Origin of the sequence: Sphingomonas sp. SAFR-052, from assembly GCF_051965015.1 — a bacterium.
Lineage (GTDB): Bacteria > Pseudomonadota > Alphaproteobacteria > Sphingomonadales > Sphingomonadaceae > Sphingomonas.
The window spans coordinates 185,515-204,081 of sequence record NZ_JBQCMO010000003.1 but is presented as its reverse complement, the minus strand read 5'-3'; the positions used below and the strand labels follow the sequence as shown (position 1 = coordinate 204,081).

At 66.0% G+C, this 18,567-nt stretch carries 14 protein-coding genes; 2 read left to right on the top strand and 12 right to left on the bottom strand.

Translation table 11 applies throughout. From position 1 onward, the window contains the following. The first annotated feature begins 39 nt into the window (after positions 1-39). Complete coding sequence (locus ACTHQV_RS06730) at positions 40-1,539, top strand: MFS transporter (RefSeq protein ID WP_440489071.1); 1,500 nt, start codon at positions 40-42, stop codon at positions 1,537-1,539. Here ACTHQV_RS06730 and glgX read toward each other — a convergent pair. The 12 genes from glgX to ACTHQV_RS06670 all read right to left on the bottom strand — a co-directional run bounded on the left by glgX (position 1,526) and on the right by ACTHQV_RS06670 (position 17,178). Further along, the gene (gene glgX / locus ACTHQV_RS06725; RefSeq protein WP_440489070.1) at positions 1,526-3,295 is read right to left on the bottom strand and encodes a glycogen debranching protein GlgX; all 1,770 of its coding nucleotides are present in this window, start codon (positions 3,293-3,295) and stop codon (positions 1,526-1,528) included. The two genes, ACTHQV_RS06730 and glgX, sit on opposite strands and share 14 nt — an antisense overlap. Further along, positions 3,292-4,707: a glycogen synthase GlgA gene (glgA, locus tag ACTHQV_RS06720; RefSeq protein ID WP_440489069.1), complete on the bottom strand. Its 1,416-nt coding sequence runs from the start codon at positions 4,705-4,707 to the stop codon at positions 3,292-3,294. The genes glgX and glgA overlap by 4 nt, the downstream gene beginning before the upstream one ends. A gap of 41 nt (positions 4,708-4,748) precedes the next feature. Further along, positions 4,749-6,008, bottom strand: coding sequence for a glucose-1-phosphate adenylyltransferase (gene glgC, locus ACTHQV_RS06715; protein ID WP_440489067.1), 1,260 nt, complete (start codon positions 6,006-6,008; stop codon positions 4,749-4,751). A gap of 14 nt (positions 6,009-6,022) precedes the next feature. Further along, complete coding sequence (gene glgB, locus ACTHQV_RS06710) at positions 6,023-8,173, bottom strand: 1,4-alpha-glucan branching protein GlgB (protein WP_440489066.1); 2,151 nt, start codon at positions 8,171-8,173, stop codon at positions 6,023-6,025. Next, positions 8,170-10,599, bottom strand: coding sequence for a glycogen/starch/alpha-glucan phosphorylase (locus tag ACTHQV_RS06705; protein ID WP_440489064.1), 2,430 nt, complete (start codon positions 10,597-10,599; stop codon positions 8,170-8,172). The genes glgB and ACTHQV_RS06705 overlap by 4 nt, the downstream gene beginning before the upstream one ends. Positions 10,600-10,890: 291 nt before the next feature. Continuing rightward, a complete protein-coding gene (locus ACTHQV_RS06700; RefSeq protein WP_440489062.1) occupies positions 10,891-11,502 on the bottom strand; it encodes a LutC/YkgG family protein in 612 nt (203 codons plus the stop codon). Continuing rightward, a complete protein-coding gene (locus ACTHQV_RS06695) occupies positions 11,499-12,893 on the bottom strand; it encodes a lactate utilization protein B (protein WP_440489061.1) in 1,395 nt (464 codons plus the stop codon). The genes ACTHQV_RS06700 and ACTHQV_RS06695 overlap by 4 nt, the downstream gene beginning before the upstream one ends. Then, positions 12,890-13,645, bottom strand: a complete 756-nt coding sequence (locus ACTHQV_RS06690; RefSeq protein ID WP_440489059.1) for a (Fe-S)-binding protein — start codon at positions 13,643-13,645, stop codon at positions 12,890-12,892. Before ACTHQV_RS06690 ends, ACTHQV_RS06695 begins: the two co-directional genes overlap by 4 nt. Next, complete coding sequence (locus ACTHQV_RS06685) at positions 13,642-14,589, bottom strand: alpha/beta hydrolase (RefSeq protein ID WP_440489058.1); 948 nt, start codon at positions 14,587-14,589, stop codon at positions 13,642-13,644. Before ACTHQV_RS06685 ends, ACTHQV_RS06690 begins: the two co-directional genes overlap by 4 nt. A gap of 113 nt (positions 14,590-14,702) precedes the next feature. Then, positions 14,703-15,437, bottom strand: a complete 735-nt coding sequence (locus tag ACTHQV_RS06680; RefSeq protein WP_440489057.1) for a rhamnogalacturonan acetylesterase — start codon at positions 15,435-15,437, stop codon at positions 14,703-14,705. A 107-nt stretch (positions 15,438-15,544) separates the two neighbouring features. Further along, on the bottom strand, positions 15,545-16,309 hold the full coding sequence (locus ACTHQV_RS06675; RefSeq protein ID WP_440489056.1) for an SDR family NAD(P)-dependent oxidoreductase: 765 nt from the start codon (positions 16,307-16,309) through the stop codon (positions 15,545-15,547). 14 nt (positions 16,310-16,323) lie between these two features. Then, positions 16,324-17,178, bottom strand: coding sequence for an IclR family transcriptional regulator (locus ACTHQV_RS06670; RefSeq protein ID WP_440489055.1), 855 nt, complete (start codon positions 17,176-17,178; stop codon positions 16,324-16,326). 197 nt (positions 17,179-17,375) lie between these two features. On the opposite strand from ACTHQV_RS06670, the gene rhmD reads away from it, so the two are divergent. Then, positions 17,376-18,566 carry an L-rhamnonate dehydratase gene (gene rhmD / locus ACTHQV_RS06665; RefSeq protein WP_440489053.1) on the top strand — a complete coding sequence of 397 codons (1,191 nt, stop codon included), beginning with the start codon at positions 17,376-17,378 and terminating at the stop codon, positions 18,564-18,566. Position 18,567 lies beyond the last annotated feature (1 nt).

Sequence of the window (18,567 nt, the reverse complement as noted above, 5' to 3'; positions counted from 1 at the left end):
ACAGGTCCTGCCCGCTCGCGGGGAGGGGGAGAGAATTCAATGCAGACCCGCCCGACGCTCGACTTTGCCCAGCTCTGGAACATCTCGTTCGGCTTCTTCGGCATTCAGATCGGCTTCGCGTTGCAGAACGCGAATGCCAGCCGCATCTTCCAGTCGCTCGGCACCCCGATCGACCAGCTGGGGCTGATGTGGATCGCCGCCCCGCTGACCGGGCTGCTGGTCCAGCCGCTGATCGGCCATTATTCCGACCGGACCTGGGGACGGCTGGGGCGCAGGCGACCCTATTTCCTGGTCGGCGCGATCCTGTGTACCTGTGCGCTGTTCTTCATGCCCAATTCGCCCAGTATCCTCGCCGCGGCGATGACGCTGTGGATTCTCGATGCGTCGCTCAACGTGTCGATGGAGCCGTTCCGCGCCTTTGTCGGCGACATGCTCGCCCCCCGGCAGCGTCCGGCGGGCTATGCGTTCCAGACATGGTTCATCGGCGCCGGCGCGGTCGTTGCCAGCATCGCGCCCTATGTCCTCGAACACGGCTTCGGCGTCAGCAACGTCGCGCCGGCGGGACAGGTGCCCGATGCCGTGCGCTACGGCTTCTATTTCGGTGGCGCAATGCTGCTCGCGGCGGTGCTGTGGACGGTGCTGACCGTTCGCGAATACAGCCCGGCAGAACTGGCGGCGTTCGGCGAGGAGGCGGAGGAGCCTGCCGACCCGATGCCGCCGGCCGTGCCGCAGCGCGGGCCGTTGTGGATCGCGGGCGGCATCGTCGTCGCGCTGCTGATCGCATGGGCCGAGCGGAGCGGCGCGCTGGAGAGTGGGCGGGAAGCCTATTTCGTCGCCGCCGGGATTGCGCTGTACGGCGTGGCGCAACTCGTGTCGGGGGCACTGGTGCGCAGCGGGCGTGGCGACAATGTGCTCAGCCACATCATCGGCGATCTCGCCACCATGCCCGACACGATGCGCCGCCTCGCGCTGGTCCAGTTCTTTACGTGGGGCGCGCTCATCATCATGTGGGTCTATACGACGCCGGTGATCGCACAGCAGGTCTGGGGCACGATCGATCCTGCCTCTGACGGCTATAACCAAGCGGGCAGTTGGGTCGGCGTACTGTTCGCCATCTATTCGGGGGTCGCGGCGGTGGCGGCGTTCGCGCTGCCGGTGCTGGCCCGCCGGATCGGCGCGGCGCGGACCCATCTGCTGTGCCTCGCCATCGGCGCGGCGGCCTATATCGGCATCTTCGTGACGCACGACGGGATGGGCATGATCGTACCGATGATCGGGATCGGCATCGCCTGGGCTTCGGTGCTGACCATGCCCTATGTGCTGCTCGCCAACGCGCTGCCACAGCGCAAGCTGGGCGTCTATATGGGCATCTTCAACTTCTTCATCGTCCTGCCGCAGCTGATCGTCGCGACGGTGATGGGCGGGGTCATCAAGACGTGGTTCCCGACCGATCCGGCCTATACGATGCTGGTGGCGGCGACGGTGATGGCGCTGGCGGCGGTGGCGATGCTGCGGGTGCCCGAACCTATGCCAGCGTGACCGTCCGGGCGGCGCGATCGATGCGGATCGACGCGCCGGGCAGGCGGAGTTCGAAACCCGGACAGTCGGGCGCTTCCCAGCGTTCGGGCGTCATCGGCGTGCCGTCGAGCGTCAGCCATGTCGCCTGATCGGGCACGGTCCGGTCGAACACCGCCGGCCGCTCGCGCCGCCAGCGGGAGAGGGTGGCGACATGCTCTTCCAAGGCAACGTCGCGCGCTGCCCAGTCGACCCAGGTGATCGCATTGTCCTGCGCATAGGCATTGTTGTTGCCCCGTTGGCTGCGACCGAATTCATCGCCGGCGGTCAGCTGGATATGGCCGCGCGTCGCGAACAGCGTCGCCAGCAGCGCGCACAGGTCTGCCGTGCGGGCGGCGTTCACCGACGCATCGTCAGTCGGTCCTTCAACGCCGTGGTTCCACGACAGGTTGTCGCCATGACCGTCGCGATTGTCCTCGCCATTGGCATGGTTGTGGCGCTCGACACGCGACACGAGGTCGGCAAGCGTGAAGCCGTCATGCGCGGCAAGGAAGTTCACGCTGCGGGTCGGTGATCCGAAGACATCGGCCGATCCCATCAATCGCGTCGCCAGCGTGCCGACGCCGGCATCGCCGCGCCAGAAGCGGCGGACATCGTCGCGATAGCGGTCGTTCCATTCGAGCCAGTCGGCCGGGAACTGCCCGAGCTGATAGCCGCCCGGACCGATATCCCACGGCTCGGCGATCATCACCCGGTCGGCCAATAGCGGGTCGGCGGCAATGGCGGCAAAGATTGGCGCATGGGCGTCGAACCCCGGCGACCGGGCGATGACCGGCGCCAGATCGAAGCGGAACCCGTCGACGCCCAGCGTCGCGAAATGGCGCAGCGATGCGAGGATCAGATCGCGCACCCCGGTATCGCCGGCATCGAGCGTATTGCCGGTGCCGGTGTCGTTGATGAGGCTACCGTCCGGGGCATGGGCATAGCAGCGATCGTCGAGCCCGCGCAGCGACAGGATCGGGCCATGCACGTCGCTCTCACCGCTATGGTTGAACACGATGTCGAGGATCACGCCGATCTCCGCCGCGTGTAGGGCCGCGATCGTCTCGCGCAGTTCGGCGACGCCACCGGGCGCGAGGCCGGGATCGATCGCCATCATCGCGACCGGATTATAGCCCCATGCATTGGTAAGCCCGAGCGGCGGCAGATGCCGTTCATCGATCCACGCGACGATCGGCATCAACTCCACCGTACCGACGCCGATCTTCTGAAGATGCGCGACGACCGAGGGGTGGGCGAGCGCGGCGATCGTCCCGCGCTGCGCCTCGGGCACATCCGGGTGCATCATGGTGAAGCCACGGACGTTCAGTTCGTAGATCGGCCGCGCCGGATCGATGCGCGGTGACGCCGGCCGGATCGGTACGACCGGCGCGGGAACGATCGCCCGCGGCACGATCGCCGTAGTATCCGCACCGAATTGCGAGAGGGCCGGGTCGTAGGCGAAACGGCGATCGAGCTCGACCGCATAGGGATCGATAAGCAGCTTCGCCGGATCGAACCAGCGTCCCGCGTGCGGCGCCCATTCGCCTTCGGCGCGGTAACCGTAACGCTGTCCGGGGCCGACGCCCGCCACGTCGCAGACGAACCAGTTGCCATCGCGGGTCATCACGACGCGGCGTTCGCGGTCCTCATCGAACAGACACAGCCACACCCCCGCCGCGTCGCGCGCGCGGACGACGAAACGGGTTCCGCCGTCGATCGGGCTGGCGCCGGGCGTCACTGGTTCGTCAGGCTGCGATAGAGATCGGCATAGCGCGCGCCGCTGCGCTTCCACGAAAAGTCTGCGCGCATCCCCTGTTTCTGCATTCCCGTCCACAGGTCGGGGCGGGCATAGAGCGCCATCGTCCGTCGCAGCGCATGGAGCAGCCCGTCCTGGGTCACCGCCGCGAACTGCACGCCGGTCGCCACGCCCGCCGCGACCGCCGCTTCATTGGCGTCGATGACCGTGTCGGCCAGTCCGCCGGTCCGCGCCACGACCGGCACGCAGCCATAGGCCAAGCCGTAAAGTTGCGTCAGCCCGCACGGTTCGAAACGCGATGGGATCAGGATCGCGTCGCCGCCGCCCTGCAACAGATGCGACAGCGCCTCGTCATAGCCGATCCGCACGCCGATGCGCCCGGGATGCCGGCTGCGCGCCGCCATGAACGCCCCTTCCAGCGCCGCATCGCCCGATCCGAGCAGGGCGAGCCGCCCCCCGAGCGCGACCAGCATGTCGAGGCCGTCGGCGAGCACGTCCATGCCCTTTTGCCACGTCAGCCTGCTGACGACGATGAAGATCGGCCCGTCGCCGTGATCGAGGTCGAATGCGGTTTCGATGGCGCGCTTGTTGGTGCGGCGGCGTGACAGGTTGCGCGCGCTGTAGCGGGCGGGGAGGGCGGCGTCCTGCTCGGGCGACCATATCGCCGGGTCGATGCCGTTGACGATGCCGCTGACCCGGTCGCTGCGCGCTTCGATCAGCCCTTCCAGCCCCATGCCGAATTCGCTGCGGCGGATTTCCTCGGCATAGCTCGGCGACACCGTGGTGATCGCATCGGCCGATGCCAGCCCGGCCTTCAGCAAGCCGACACCGCCATAATATTCGACCCCGTCGAGCGCGAACGCCGACTCCGGCAGGGCGAGTTCTGCGAAGATGCCGGCATCGTAGCGGCCCTGGAACGCGATATTGTGGATCGTCAGCACGCTCGGCACGGTCGCGCCGTCGTAACGCAGATAGGCCGGCGCCATCGCCCCCTGCCAGTCATGCGCATGGAGCAGGTCGAAGCGCGGCGCGATATCCGCCGCCGCCCGCCCAAGGGCAGCGAAGCGCCGCCAATTGTCGCTCCAGTCGCGTCCGGTGGCATCGGCATAGGGTCCGCCATCGCGCATGAACAGGTCGGGCGCATCGAGGACCAGCAGCGGATGGCCGTCGATCCTCCCCGCGATCAGTCGCGCCGGTGATCCGAGCAGATCGTCCCAGCGCTGCACGGGCTTGGCCTTGCCCACTTGCCTCAGGACCGAGGGATAGCCGGGCAACAGCGTCGTCGTCTCGACACCGTGCGGCGCGAGCGCGGCGGGCAGGGCCCCGACGACATCGGCGAGCCCGCCGGTCTTGACCAGCGGATAGGCTTCGGAAGCGACCGAGAGAACGCGCACCTACATCCTTTCCGTGCCGGGGAGGATCTCGACAGCAACCATCACAGTTCCAGCCGGTCGATCATCGGCTGGGTAATCAGGCAGATGCCGCGTTCGGTCCGGCGGAAGCGGTGGCCGTCGATCACCGGATCCTCACCGACCACCAGTCCATCGGGAATCGTCACCCCGGCATCGACCACGCACCGCGTCAGCCGCGCGCCGCGCCCGATATGGGTCATCGGCAGGATCACCGATTCATCGATGTTGCTATAGCTGTGCGCCCGAACCCCGGTGCTCAGCAGGCTGCGATGGATGCTCGACCCCGACACGATGCAATTGCCGGAGACGAGGCTCGAGACCGCACAGCCGCGCCGTCCATCCACGTCATGGACGAACTTGGCCGGTGGCGTGATCTCCGAATAGGTCCATAGAGGCCAAGTCCCGTCGTACAGGTCGAGTTCGGGGACGACATCCGTCAGGTCGATATTCGCCTCCCAATAGGCATCGACCGTCCCCACGTCGCGCCAATAGGCCCGCGGCTCCTCGGGACTGCGCACGCACGAGGCGGAGAAGCGATGCGCCTGTGCATGACCGTGCTTGACCAGCCACGGGATCAGGTCCTTGCCGAAATCGCGGCTCGAATCCTTCGTATCGGCGTCGCGGCGCAGTTCCTCGAACAGCAATTTGGTGCGGAACACATAGATGCCGAGGCTGGCGAGCGCGCGGTCGGGCTGGCCGGGGATCGCGGGCGGGTCCTTGGGCTTCTCGACGAAATCGATGATCCGGTCGGTGGCATCGACATGCATCACGCCGAACCCTACCGCCTCCATCCGCGGCACTTCCATGCACGCCACCGTCACGTCGGCACCGGTGTCGACATGCTGCTGGAGCATCAGCTCGTAATCCATCTTGTAGATATGGTCCCCGGCGAGGATGACCATATATTCCGGATTATAGCTCTGGATGATGTCGATATTCTGGAACACCGCGTCGGCCGTGCCCTCATACCATTGAAACTCGCTGATCCGCTGGCTGGCGGGCAGGATGTCGAAGCTCTCGTTGCGTTCGGGGCGCAGGAAATTCCAGCCGCGCTGCAAATGGCGGATCAGGCTGTGCGCCTTGTACTGCGTCGCCACGCCGATGCGGCGGATGCCCGAATTGATCGCGTTCGACAGCGCGAAATCGATGATCCGGCTCTTGCCGCCGAAATAGACGGCCGGCTTGGCGCGGGTGTCGGTCATCTCGAACAACCGGCTGCCGCGCCCGCCCGCCAGAACATAGGCCATCGCGTCGCGCGCCAATGGTTGTCCCCGCCGTTCCATGCATCTCTCCCCGTTTACGCTTCGTATTTGAACCACAAGGTGGCGAGCGGCGGCAGGGTCAGCACGACCGCTCCGCCCTCGCTCGCCACAACGCCCAGATTACCGATTCCGCTGCCGCCATAAGCGGACGCATCACTGTTCAGCACCTCGCGCCAGCGCCCGTCCTGCGACACCGGCACGCGGTACCCCTCGCGCGGGACGGGGGTCAGGTTGCTGACGATCAGCACCGGCGCTTCACCCGGCGCGCGGCGTTCCCATGCGAAGACGGAGTTGGCGAAATCGTCGACCACCGCCCATTCGAAACCGTCGCCCTCGCAATCGCGCGCGTGCAGCGCAGGGGTGTCGCGGTACAGCCGGTTGAGATCGCGTATCAGCGACGCGACGCCACGATGCGCAGGTGCGTCCATAAGCTCCCAGTCGAGTGCACGCTCCTCCGACCATTCGCGCCGCTGCGCGAACTCCTGCCCCATGAACAGCAGCTTCTTGCCCGGATAACCCCACATCAAGCCGTAATAGGCACGCAGATTGGCGAATTGCTGCCAATCATCACCCGCCATCTTGTTCAGCAGCGACCCTTTGCCATGGACCACTTCGTCATGGCTGAGCGGCAGGACGAAATTCTCGCTGAAGGCATAGGTCAGGCCGAAAGTGATTTCGTTGTGGTGATGCGAGCGATACACCGGCTCGCGCGCCATATAGGCGAGCGTGTCGTGCATGAAGCCCATGTTCCACTTGAACCCGAAGCCGAGACCGCCTTCATGCGCCGGCTTCGACACGCCCGGCCATGACGTCGATTCCTCGGCGATGGTGAAGAACCCCGGATGCTCGCGATAGACGGCGCGGTTGGTCGCCCGCAGGAACTCGACCGCCTCCCAATTCTCGCGCCCACCGGCTTCGTTCGGGATCCATTCGCCGTCCTTGCGCGAATAGTCGCGGTACAGCATCGACGCGACCGCATCGACGCGCAAACCGTCGACATGATAGCGCTCAGCCCAGAACAGCGCGTTGTTGACCAGGAATTGCGATACCTCGCGCCGCCCGAAATTATAGATTGCGGTGTTCCAGTCCGGATGGAACCCGAGCCGCGGATCGTCATGTTCGTAAAGCGCGGTGCCGTCGAACCGCGCGAGGCCGTGCGCGTCGGTCGGGAAATGCGCCGGTACCCAGTCGAGCAGGACGCCGATACCCGCCTTGTGCGCACCGTCGACGAAGCGAGCGAACCCGGCCGGATCGCCGAACCTCGCTGACGGGGCGTAGAGGCCGGTGGTTTGATACCCCCAGGACGGGTCATAGGGATGTTCGCTGATCGGCAGAAACTCGATATGGGTAAAGCCCATGTCGACGACATAGGGGATCAACCGGTCGGCCAACTGGTCCCACGGCAGGAACCAACCATCGTCCCCGCGCTGCCAGCTACCGGCATGGACTTCGTAGATCGAGATCGGCACGCGGCGCGGATCGATCGACGCCCAATGGTCGCGGTGTGCGGCGTCGCGCCAGTCATGGTCGGGCGGCGCGGCGGTGCGCGACGCGGTCGCCGGCCGCAACTCGCTGGCAAAGGCGAAGGGGTCGGCCTTGTGCGGCAGCCGCTGCCCGTCGGGACCGATGATCGCGAACTTGTACGCCTGTCCGGGGCCCACATCGGGCAGGAAGATTTCCCAGACGCCGACATCGCTCCGCCGCCGCATCGGGTGGCGCTTGGTATCCCAATGGTTCCAGTCGCCGACGACGCTGACAACCTGCGCATTGGGCGCCCACACCGCAAAGTGCATCCCCTCGGCACCCTCATGCCGGATCGGATGCGCGCCGAGCTTGTCGTGCAGGCGCAAGTGCGTGCCCTCGGCGATCAGGAAGTCGTCGGTCGGCCCCAGCACCGGGCCGAACGAATAGGGGTCCTTCACCCACCATTCGCCGCCGCCGCCACGCGCGTAATAAAGGAGCGGCTGGGGCGGGCCGTCGATCGTTCCCTCGACGATGCCGTCACCGACCGGCCGCAACTCGCCGAGCATCTTGCCCGACAGGTCATGCGCCAGCACCTTTTGCGCGTTGGGCAGCCATGCGCGAACGAACGTCCCCTCGGGACCGGCATGCGGTCCCAGAAGGGCGAATGGATCGGCATGACGCCCCGCGAGCAGCGCCGCGATGGCGTCGGCCGGGGGCCTCACATCACCTTCCAGATATCGCGGGCATATTCGCCGATCGTGCGGTCGGAGGAGAACCAGCCGACCCCGCCGACATTGCGGATCGCGCTGGCGTTCCAGCCGGCGCGGTCGGCCCAGCGGGCGTCGACGTCGCGCTGCGCCTGCGCATAGCTGTCGAAGTCGGCCGCGCACAGGAACCAGTCGCTATCCTCGATCCCGTCGATCAGGCCCGCATAGCGGCCAGGATCGTCATGGCTGAACACGCCGCCCTTGATCGCCGACAGCGCCTGCTGCAGCTCGCGCGACGCGTCGATCGCCTCGCGCGGGTTATAGCCATTGGCGCGCTTCTCGGCGACTTGGTCGGCGGTCAGGCCGAAGATGATGATGTCGTCGGCGCCGACATGGTCGCGGATCTCGACATTGGCACCGTCCAACGTGCCGATGGTCAGCGCACCGTTCAGGGCGAGCTTCATATTGCCGGTGCCCGATGCCTCCATGCCCGCGGTGCTGATCTGTTCGGACAGATCGGCGGCGGGCATGATGAGTTCGGCGAGCGACACATTGTAGTTCGGCACGAACGCGACGCGCAGCAGCCCGCGCACCGCCGGATCGGCATTGACCCGCCGGGCCACATCGTTCGCCAGTTTGATGATGAGCTTCGCGTTGTGATAGCTCGACGCCGCCTTGCCCGCGAACAGCTTCACGCGGGGCGTCCAGTCCTTGTCCGGGTTGCTGCGGATCTGGTCGTACAGCGCGACCGTCTCGAGGATGTTCAGCAACTGGCGCTTATATTCGTGAATGCGCTTGACCTGCACGTCGAACATCGCATCGGGATCGAGGCGGACGCCCATCACCTCGCGCAGATGCTGCGACAGCCGGACCTTGTTCGCGCGCTTCACGCTTTCGAACTTTTCCCGGAACGCCGCGTCGGCGGCGAACGGCTTCAGGTCGGCCAGCTTCGTCGCGTCGTCGAGGAAGCCGTCGCCGATCGCCTCCTGGATCAGCGACGTCAGCCCCGGATTGCTCTCGAACAGCCAGCGGCGCGGCGTGATGCCGTTGGTCTTGTTATTGATCCGGTCGGGATAGAGGCGATGCAGATCGGCGAACACCGTCTGCTTCATCAGGTCGGTGTGCAGTGCCGCGACGCCATTGACGCTGTGGCTGCCGGTAAACGCCAGGTTCGCCATGCGCACCCGCCGCTCGCCGCCTTCGTCGATCAGGCTGATCGCGGCGATGGCGCGATCGTCCTGCCCCTGCGCTCGCGCCTCGCGCAGCACTTTCGCGTTGATCGCATAGACCAGCTGCATGTGGCGGGGCAGCAGGCGTTCGAACAGCGGCAGCGGCCAGCTTTCCAGCGCCTCGGGCAGCAGCGTGTGGTTGGTGTAGCCGAAGGTTGCCTTGGTGATCTCCCACGCGCCCTCGAAATCGAGCGAATGATCGTCGATCAGGATGCGCATCAATTCGGCGACTGACACTGCCGGATGCGTATCGTTCAGCTGGATCGCCGCCTTGTCGGGCAGGGTGCGGATGTCGCCGAAATACTGGACGTGGCGGCGGACGATGTCCTGGATCGATGCGGAGGAGAAGAAATATTCCTGGCGCAACCGCAATTCCTGCCCGGCGGGGGTCGAGTCCGCCGGATACAGCACGCGGACCAGCGTGTCGGCCCGGACCGATGCGGCCAGCGCGCCTTCGTGGTCGCCGGCATTGAACCGGTCGAGCCGGATCGGATCGCGCGCCCGTGCCGTCCACAGTCGCAGCGTGTTGACCCGCGCCCCGCGCCAGCCGATCACTGGCGTGTCCACCGCGACCGCTTCGACGCTTTCGCTCGGCATCCAGTGGCAATCGCCATTCTCGTCACCGACGACTTCACCGCCGAAGCCGATACGATAATTGCTCTCGCGGCGCTCGAACTCCCACGGATTGCCATGACGCAGCCAGGTTTCGGGCAGTTCGACCTGCCAGCCATTGTCGATCCGCTGGCGGAACATGCCGTTCACATAACGGATGCCATAGCCGTACGCGGGCAGGTCGAGGCTGGCGAGGCTTTCCATGAAACATGCCGCCAGCCGCCCGAGACCGCCGTTGCCGAGCGCGGCATCGGGTTCCTCGCCCTCCAGATCGGCAAGGTTCACGCCCAGCGACGCCAGCGCGTCACGCACCTCGTCGGTCCGCGACAGGTTGGCGATCGCGTCGCGGAGCAGCCGCCCGATCAGGAATTCGAGGCTGAGATAATAGACCTTCTTGGCGCCGGCGGCATGGGCCTGCTTACTCGACGCCATCCAGCGTTCGATGATGTCGTTGCGTACCGTCAGGATGGTGGCGGCGAGCCAGTCATGCGGCAATGCTGCCTGTGCATCCTTGCCGATCCGATGGACCAACGTTTCGAGAATCGCTTCGGCGAGCGGCGGGGACGTAGGGGAAACGGCGGCGAAGGCAGGCTGGGTCACGCAGGTTCCTCTGAACAGGGTCGGAGCGACAGTATCGATTGTCGAACGCTTGTCACGCGCAATACGTATGCGTGCGATGCGTCGTTCCGGTTACCATCGGGTTAGCAGGTCTTTAATGTCGCACGACTTTGTCGCGGCACCGGCCTCCACTCCCAACCGTTCGGTTCGAGTAGCTTCAAGCTGTCGAGAAGCGCCTGTCGAGAACGACCCTGCAACAACCAACGCCTTCTCGACTACGGTTCTCGACAGGCTCGAACCTGCGCTCGAAGCGAACGGGAAAAGGAAGCAGTGCTACCCGACCATCACCACATGCAGGAATCGCGGGCCATGCGCGCCGCGGACATATTGCCCCTCGATATCGGTCGTCCCCGAAACCCCGGTGACCCAGTAATGCGCGCGATGCCCAGCAAGATCGGCCGGGATATCCTCCAGCGTCGCGACCAGATCGTCCTCCGCCAGCACGACGATATGGTGCAGCGTCAGGAAATTGGGCAGCATCGGCGCGTCCGGCGCGGTTTCGAACACCAGCGACCCGCTTTCCGCGACGCCCGTCTTCGCCACCGCCAGCGTCGCGACCTGATCCGGCGCGGCGACAGCGTCGATCCGGAACCCGCGCCAGTCGAGTGCCGCCACGCTGGCTGTGGGTGGCAAATAGAGCGCAGCGGGCAGGGCCTGTGCCGCCAGATAGCGCCGTACCGCATCAGGTAGTGCCGGCGCATCATCGATCCGGTCGAACGTCGCCGACACGCTCGGCCCCGCCAGCCTTGCGACAAAGCGGTCGAGCAGCGAACCGGCCGGTTCGGGCGGGCGTTCGCTCCCCGCGACCAGCGCCGCCGCCTGCGCCGCCAGATCGACCGGCACCGGCGCGCGCAGCTTGCCGAGGATCGCGTCGCGCGCGCTCATCGCCGTCGCCCTTTTGCATATTGTTCCATGAAGGTGCCGCCTTCGGGGGCGGGCATGTCGCGATATTTCGTCCATGCGCCGGCAAGGGGTAGCCGCGATATCCAACCCTGCCGCGCCATTAGCCGCATCGCTTGTACCGCCGCACCGCTCGCCATCCGGTAGAGGCGGGGCCGCAGCACTGCACGTCGCCAAAGTCCCAGCCCCTGTCGCATCGACACCGGCTCCAGGCCCTCGCGCCAGCTCTTCTCGCGCCATCCGCGCAGCAGGGTGGGGAGCGGTATCTTGACCGGGCACACCTCCTGGCACCGCCCGTTCATCGTACAGGCATGGGCAAGATCGCGATTGGCCGACAGCCCGTCGAGCGCCGGCGTCAGCACCGCGCCCATCGGCCCCGGATAGGTGCCGCCATAGGCGTGGCCGCCGACTTGGCGGAATACCACGCAATGGTTCATACATGCACCACAGCGGATACAGCGCAGCATTTCCTTCAACGCCGCATCCGCCGCCATCGCGCTGCGGCCGTTGTCGACCAGCACGATGTGCATCTCCTCCGGCCCGTCGCGGTCCCCGGCTCGCTTCGGCCCGGTATAGAAGGTCGTATATTGGGTCAGCGCCGCGCCGGTCGCCGACCGCGCCAGCATCCTGAGCATGTGGATCGCATGCGGCAGCGAGGGCACGATCTTTTCGATCCCCGCCGTCACGATATGCACGCGCGGCGGCACGATCGACAGTTCGGCATTGCCTTCGTTCGTGACGGTGCAAATGCTTCCCGTATCAGCGACGAGGAAGTTCGCGCCCGAAATACCGACATCGGCGCCCAGCATTTCGCTGCGCAGATGCCGCCGGGCGCTTTCCGCCATCGCCGCGATCGTTTCCTCGACATGCGGGTCGCAATGCTTGGCGCGGAACAGCGCCGACACTTGCTCGCGGGTCTTGTGCATTGCCGGCCAGACGATGTGCGACGGCCGCTCGCCCCCCAGCTGAATGATATGTTCGGCCAGGTCGGTCTCGACCCGTTCGATCCCCGCCTCGGCCAGCGCATGCGGCAGGCCGATTTCCTCACCCAGCATCGATTTCGACCGCGCGACCGATTTCGCACCGGCCCTGCGGCACAGGTCGATGACGATCGTCGCCGCTTCATCAGCGGTCTGCGCCCAATGGACCTGCGCACCGGCCGCGATCGCATTCGCCTCGAACATCTCCAGATAATGGCCGAGATGCGCGATCACATGATCCTTGATCGCCGCCGCCCGCGTCCGGGCGTCCTCGAATGCCGGGAAAGCCTCGACCGCCAGCGCCCGCTTGGCCTCGGCGGTGCCCGCGGTACGCTCGACCGCGACCTTAAGCACACGGTCCGCTAGCGCCAGTTCAACCCGTTGCCCAAAGCTCATGACGTTTCCCCGATCGCCGGGCCGTCGCCCATGCCGGCCAGGATCTCGACGGTATGGAACGCCCGCACCTCGCTGCCGCGCCGATGCAGCTTGCCCGCCATGTTCATCAGACAGCCAAGGTCACCGGCCAGCAGCAGCGCCGCGCCGCTATCCTCGATCGCCTGCGCCTTCTCCTCGACCACCGCGTTCGAAATGGCGGGATATTTGACGCAGAAGGTGCCGCCAAAGCCGCAACAGGTTTCCGCGCCTTTCAGCGGCAACTGGTCGAGGCCGGCGACCGCTGACAGCAGCGCGCGCGGCTGGCGCTTGATGCCGAGTTCGCGCAGCCCCGAGCAACTGTCGTGATAGGCGGCGCTGGTCGGCAAGGCGACACCGTCCGGTCGCCAGCCCTGTGCGTCGAGGAACGACAATATCTCGTGCGTCCTCGCCGCCAGCGCCTCGGCCCGCGCCAGCCATGCGGGATCGTCGGCGAAGAGTTCGGGATAATGGACCTTGATCGTGCCGCCGCACGATCCGCTCGGCACCACGATCGTGTCATAGGGTTCGAGGCAGGCGATCGTCGCCTTGGCGATCGCGACCGCGCCGTCATGGTCGCCCGAATTGAGCGCTGGCTGGCCGCAACAGGTCTGACCGGGCGGGACGATCACGTCGAAGCCGGCTTCTTCCAGCACCTTCAGGCTGGCAAAGCCGATGACCGGCCGCATCGCATCGACCAGACAGGTGACGAACAGAGCGACCGATGGCTGGTTCATAGCCCGTGCCGCTTGGCGAAGTCGAAGAACAGGTTTGTCCAGGGGGCCGGTTGTCCGTCGAGCATGACGCCGAACCCATGGCCGCCAATCTCCGGGAAATAGGCTTCGGCCGGACGCTTCGACCGCCGCAGCGCCGCCAGCAGCGCAAGACCGTTGTCGACGCTCACCACCTTGTCGTCGATCGCATGGGCGATGAAGGTCGGTGGGCTGGCCGCGCCGATCCACGCATCGGTGCGGGCGCGCACCGTTTGGTCGGGGGACGGATCCTTGCCGAGCAACTGGTCCTGCGACCCCTTGTGCGTGCCGGGCGTGCCCATCAGCGCGACCGGATAAAGCAGCCCTGCCGCGCGAACGCCCAGCGGCTGCGCATCGGCGGCGTCGACCGGCGTATAGGTCGCGTCGGTCCGATAGACCAGCATCGCGGCGAGGTGCCCGCCGGCCGAGAAGCCCATCACGCCAATCCGGTCGATCGCGACGCCATTGCCGTTCGCCTCGGCCTTGATGAGCCGCAGCGCACGCTGCGCATCCTGCAACGGTGCGTCCGGTCCCGCGGCCCATGGATCGCCGGGCAACCGGTACTTCAGTAGATAGGCATGATAGCCGCGATCGGCGAAGAATTGCAGCAGCGCCCGCCCGCCATTGCCGATCGCGACGCGCAGGTATCCGCCGCCCGGGATCAGCAGGATCGCCGCGCCGTTGGGCTTGGTTGGAGCGATGTGCGCGATGGTCGGGGTGCGGACGTGCAGGAAGGCGGTGTCGTCCTTCGGCCCAGTCGGGGAGCGGGGGATTTCCTGCTCCGTCGCCGTGACCTTCTCCCCACCCGGTGCCGCGCCCGGCCAGATCGGGCGGTAGGCGAGGGAAGCGGAACCCGGCTGGGCGAGGGCGGGCAGGGCGGTGGCGATGCCGAGCGCGGCTCCTACCCCGAGAAACGTCCGCCGTGCCATGCCCCAACCAGCAACGTCACCCCAGCGTAGGCTGGGGTCTTGCTCGATCGAAGCGCCCGCTCCGTCACCAAGAGACCCCAGCCTGCGCTGGGGTGACGATGGTTTGGAGCGCCTCACCGACATCCCATCTTCCCCAGTGGCGTAGTCCGCGTCAGGTCGGGCCGGTCCTTCGCGACCTTCGCCGCGACCGGAAGCCCGGTTCGCGCCAGATCGGCGGCGATCAGTTCGGCCACGCCGCGCGCGCCCAGTTCGCTGAAGTGGGTGTCGTCGCTGATCCCGTCCTTGAACCCCGGATAGCGTCCGGCCGGATAGTGAAGGAACAGCGCCTTCGACCCCTCGACCCCCTTGCCGTCGACCCAGCCGCGCGACGCTGCCTCGAGATCGATCAGCTGCGTTCCCGTGGTGGCGGCGATATCGCGCACCACCGCCGACCACGCCGCGAAATCGGCCTTGGTCTTGCCGTCCGGCCCGAACGAGCGGCGCGCGACCGGCGTGATCAGGATCGGCGTCGCGCCGTGCCCCTTCGTCTCCCACACCATCCGCAACAGATTGTCGCGGTACAGCGTCGCGGCCGGGGCATAGCGTTCCGGCTTGTTCTGGCTGGCGTCGTTATGGCCGAACTGGATCAGCACGACATCGCCGGGCTTCACATCGGCCATGATCTTGTCCCATCGCCCCTCGGCGATGAAGCTCTTGGTCGAGCGACCGCCCATCGCCCGGTTCTCGACCCGTACGTCGCCGGTCAGGCCGCAGGGCAGCATCTGCCCCCAGCCGGTCTGCGGATAGCGATCTTCCTTGTAGTTCTGCGCGGTCGAATCACCGGCGATGAAGATCGTTTCGGCGGACAATGGTGCACCTATCAGTATCCCCGCGCAGGCGGGGATCCAGAGCCGCAGACGACGACGCTTGTCACCTTGGACTCCCGCCTTCGCGGGAGTACGGTTGAAGCCTTGGCTCATTGCAGGTTCACGAACATGCCGCCGTCGACCAGCAGCGCCGCACCGGTGACATAGGCCGCCATGTCGGATGCGAGGAACACGATCGGTCCGACCATATCCTCGGGCTGGCCCAGCCGGCCGAGCGGCACGCGGCTTTCCATATATTTGCGCTTCGCTTCGTCGGCGAGGTCGTCCTTGTTGATCTCGGTCAGGATCGTGCCCGGCAGCACCGAATTGCAGCGGATGCCGTGACGCCCCAGCGCGATCGCCGTCGACTGCATCAACGAATGCACGCCGGCCTTGGTCGGGGTGTAATGCGTCTGGTACTCGCCGCCGACCAGTGCCGAGATCGACGACACTGCGATGATCGCACCGCCATCGCCCTGTTCGACCATCGCCTTCGCCGTCGCCTGGCACATATAATAGGCGCCGTGCAGGTTGACGCGCAGCGTCCGCTCCAGCGTCTCGGCCGGCATGTCGAGGAAGCCGTGGAATGGGCAGATGCCGGCGTTCGACACCATCACGTCGACCCGGCCGAATTCGGCGACGGCCTTCCCGACGAAATCGGTCGCGGTGGCGGCTTCGGCGACGTCGCCCTTGATCGCGAGGCCACGCTGTCCGGTCGCCTCGATCGCGGCGATACAGGCATCGGCGTCTTCGTCGCGGCTGTGATAGTTGATGACGACGTTCGCGCCATGCTGCGCCGCGCCGATCGCCGCAGCCCGACCGATGCCGGTCGATGCGCCAGTCACCAATACCGTCTTGCCTTCCAACAGCTTCATCTCGGTCCTCGTCCTTATCGCTTGCGCCGTTTTTGCAGCGCCTGTGTTTCCGGGGACCAGCCGAGATCGCGGCTGATCCGTTCGGCGGTGCCGCGCACGTCGACGCTGAGCGTCTGCATGCGGTCATCGTCCATATATTGCGCGGCGCTCGACACGCTGATTGCGCCGACGATCCTGCCCGACGCATCGCGCACCGGGGCAGCGACGCAGCGGATCAAATCCTCGTTTTCCTCAAGGTCATAGGCATGGCCGCTGGCGACATAACCGCGCATCCGTTCCATCCAGATGTCGAAGTCGGGCCGGCGCGTGCCGGGCGGATGCTCTGCCTCGAAGATCGCGGTCCAGCGCGTTTCCGAATCGTCGAGCAGAAGGGCCTTGCCCAGACCGGTCGACGACAGCGGCTGACGATCGCCGATCCGGCTGGAGATATCGACGCGGCGCCGTCCCGGGATCTTGTCGAGGTACAGTGCCAGATCGCTGTCGAGCCGCCCAAAATGGACCGTGTCCTCGGTCTGGCTGGCGAGTTCCTCGATCCGTGGCCGTGCGATCTGCACGATATCGGCCTGCCCTTGCGCGAGGAAGCCGAGCTGCAACAGCTTCGGCCCCAACAGATAGCCTTCGCGCGGCAGGAAGGTAAGAAAACCGCGATCGATCAATGCATTGGCCAGCCGGTGCGTCGTCGACCGCGTCAATCCCATGCGCTGCGACAGCTCGGCCAGCTTTACCGGGCCGTCGATCACCTGATCGAGCAGGTCGAGCCCGCGCACCAGCGTCTGGCTGCCCTGCGCCTTGCCCGCGCCCTTGGCGTCGGGTTCGGCATCGCCCTCGGCTGCGATCGGCGATTCTTCATTTGACGGTTTCTGTCTCATCTAGTAGCATCCTATCCCATAAAGTGAGAAAGTAAACCAGTCGGAGCGGATGTTCGCGGGATTTCCCGCAGCGGGGTTTCCAACAGTTCAGACCGCATGGGTCGGCTTCATACCACATAATGGTATTCGGCGCGTGCGGATTTCGGATCAGTCGGCGGCGGACCTTGGCGTCCGCGCGTGTAACGAAGGTGGTGGCAATGAAGGCGGCGCTTCCCAGGATCAAACACGTCCGCGCGTTCACCGTGCGGGGCGGCGGGGCGGATTATCACGACCAGCAGGGCTATCACTGGATCGACGATCACATCGCGACCCCGATGAGCCGTTACCCTGAATATCGCCAGTCGCGGCAGAGCTTCGGCATCAACGTGCTCGGCACGCTGATCGTCGAGATCGAGGCGGAGGACGGCACGATCGGTTTCGCGGTGACGACCGGCGGCGAACCTGCCTGCTTCATCGTCGAGAAGCACCTTGCCCGCTTCCTCGAAGGGCGCTCGCCGACTGAATATGAGAAGATCTGGGACCAGATGTACTTCTCGACCCAATATTATGGACGCAAGGGGCTGGTGGTGAACGCCATTTCGGGCGTCGACCTTGCGCTGTGGGATCTGCTCGGCAAGCTGCGCGACGAACCGGTCTATCAGATGCTGGGCGGCGCGGTGCGCGACGAACTGCAATTCTACGCGACCGGCGCGCGGCCCGATCTCGCCAAGGAAATGGGCTTTATCGGTGGCAAGATGCCGCTGCACCATGGTCCGGCCGAGGGCGTCGAGGGCTTGAAGAAGAACATCGCCGAACTCGCCGACATGCGCTCGCGTGTCGGGCCGGACTTCTGGCTGATGTGGGATTGCTGGATGGCGCTCGACGTCGACTATGCGACGCGCCTCGCCCATGCCGCGCACGAACACGGCCTGAAATGGATCGAGGAAGCGATCAGCCCCGACGATTACTGGGGCTATGCCGAACTCAAGCGCAACGTGCCGCGCGGGATGCTGGTCACCACCGGTGAGCATGAGGCGACCCGCTGGGGTTTCCGCATGCTGATGGAGATGGATTGCTGCGACATTATCCAGCCCGATGTCGGCTGGTGCGGCGGCGTCACCGAACTGCTCAAGATTTCGGCGCTGGCCGATGCGCGCGGCAAGCTGGTCGTGCCGCACGGATCGTCGGTCTACAGCTATCACTTCGTGGTCACCCGCCACAATTCGCCCTTCGCCGAATATCTGATGATGGCGCCGGAGGCCGATCATGTGCAGCCGATGTTCCATCCGCAGTTGATCGGCGAACCGATTCCGGAGAACGGGCGGATGCGGACCAGCAAACTCGACGCTCCGGGCTTCGGGGTCGAACTGAACCGCGACCTGACCATGCACCGTCCCTTCGAAGATTGAG

What these genes read in the sequence shown, in the direction of transcription:
- ACTHQV_RS06700 (WP_440489062.1), bottom strand. Translation starts at nt 11,502, where the DNA reads ATGAGCGCGCGCGACGCGATCCTCGGCAAGCTGCGCGCGCCGGTGCCG.
- ACTHQV_RS06685 (WP_440489058.1), bottom strand. Translation starts at nt 14,589, where the DNA reads ATGGCACGGCGGACGTTTCTCGGGGTAGGAGCCGCGCTCGGCATCGCC.
- ACTHQV_RS06670 (WP_440489055.1), bottom strand. Translation starts at nt 17,178, where the DNA reads ATGAGACAGAAACCGTCAAATGAAGAATCGCCGATCGCAGCCGAGGGC.
- ACTHQV_RS06730 (WP_440489071.1), top strand. Translation starts at nt 40, where the DNA reads ATGCAGACCCGCCCGACGCTCGACTTTGCCCAGCTCTGGAACATCTCG.
- ACTHQV_RS06695 (WP_440489061.1), bottom strand. Translation starts at nt 12,893, where the DNA reads ATGAGCTTTGGGCAACGGGTTGAACTGGCGCTAGCGGACCGTGTGCTT.
- ACTHQV_RS06690 (WP_440489059.1), bottom strand. Translation starts at nt 13,645, where the DNA reads ATGAACCAGCCATCGGTCGCTCTGTTCGTCACCTGTCTGGTCGATGCG.
- glgC (WP_440489067.1), bottom strand. Translation starts at nt 6,008, where the DNA reads ATGGAACGGCGGGGACAACCATTGGCGCGCGACGCGATGGCCTATGTT.
- rhmD (WP_440489053.1), top strand. Translation starts at nt 17,376, where the DNA reads ATGAAGGCGGCGCTTCCCAGGATCAAACACGTCCGCGCGTTCACCGTG.
- ACTHQV_RS06675 (WP_440489056.1), bottom strand. Translation starts at nt 16,309, where the DNA reads ATGAAGCTGTTGGAAGGCAAGACGGTATTGGTGACTGGCGCATCGACC.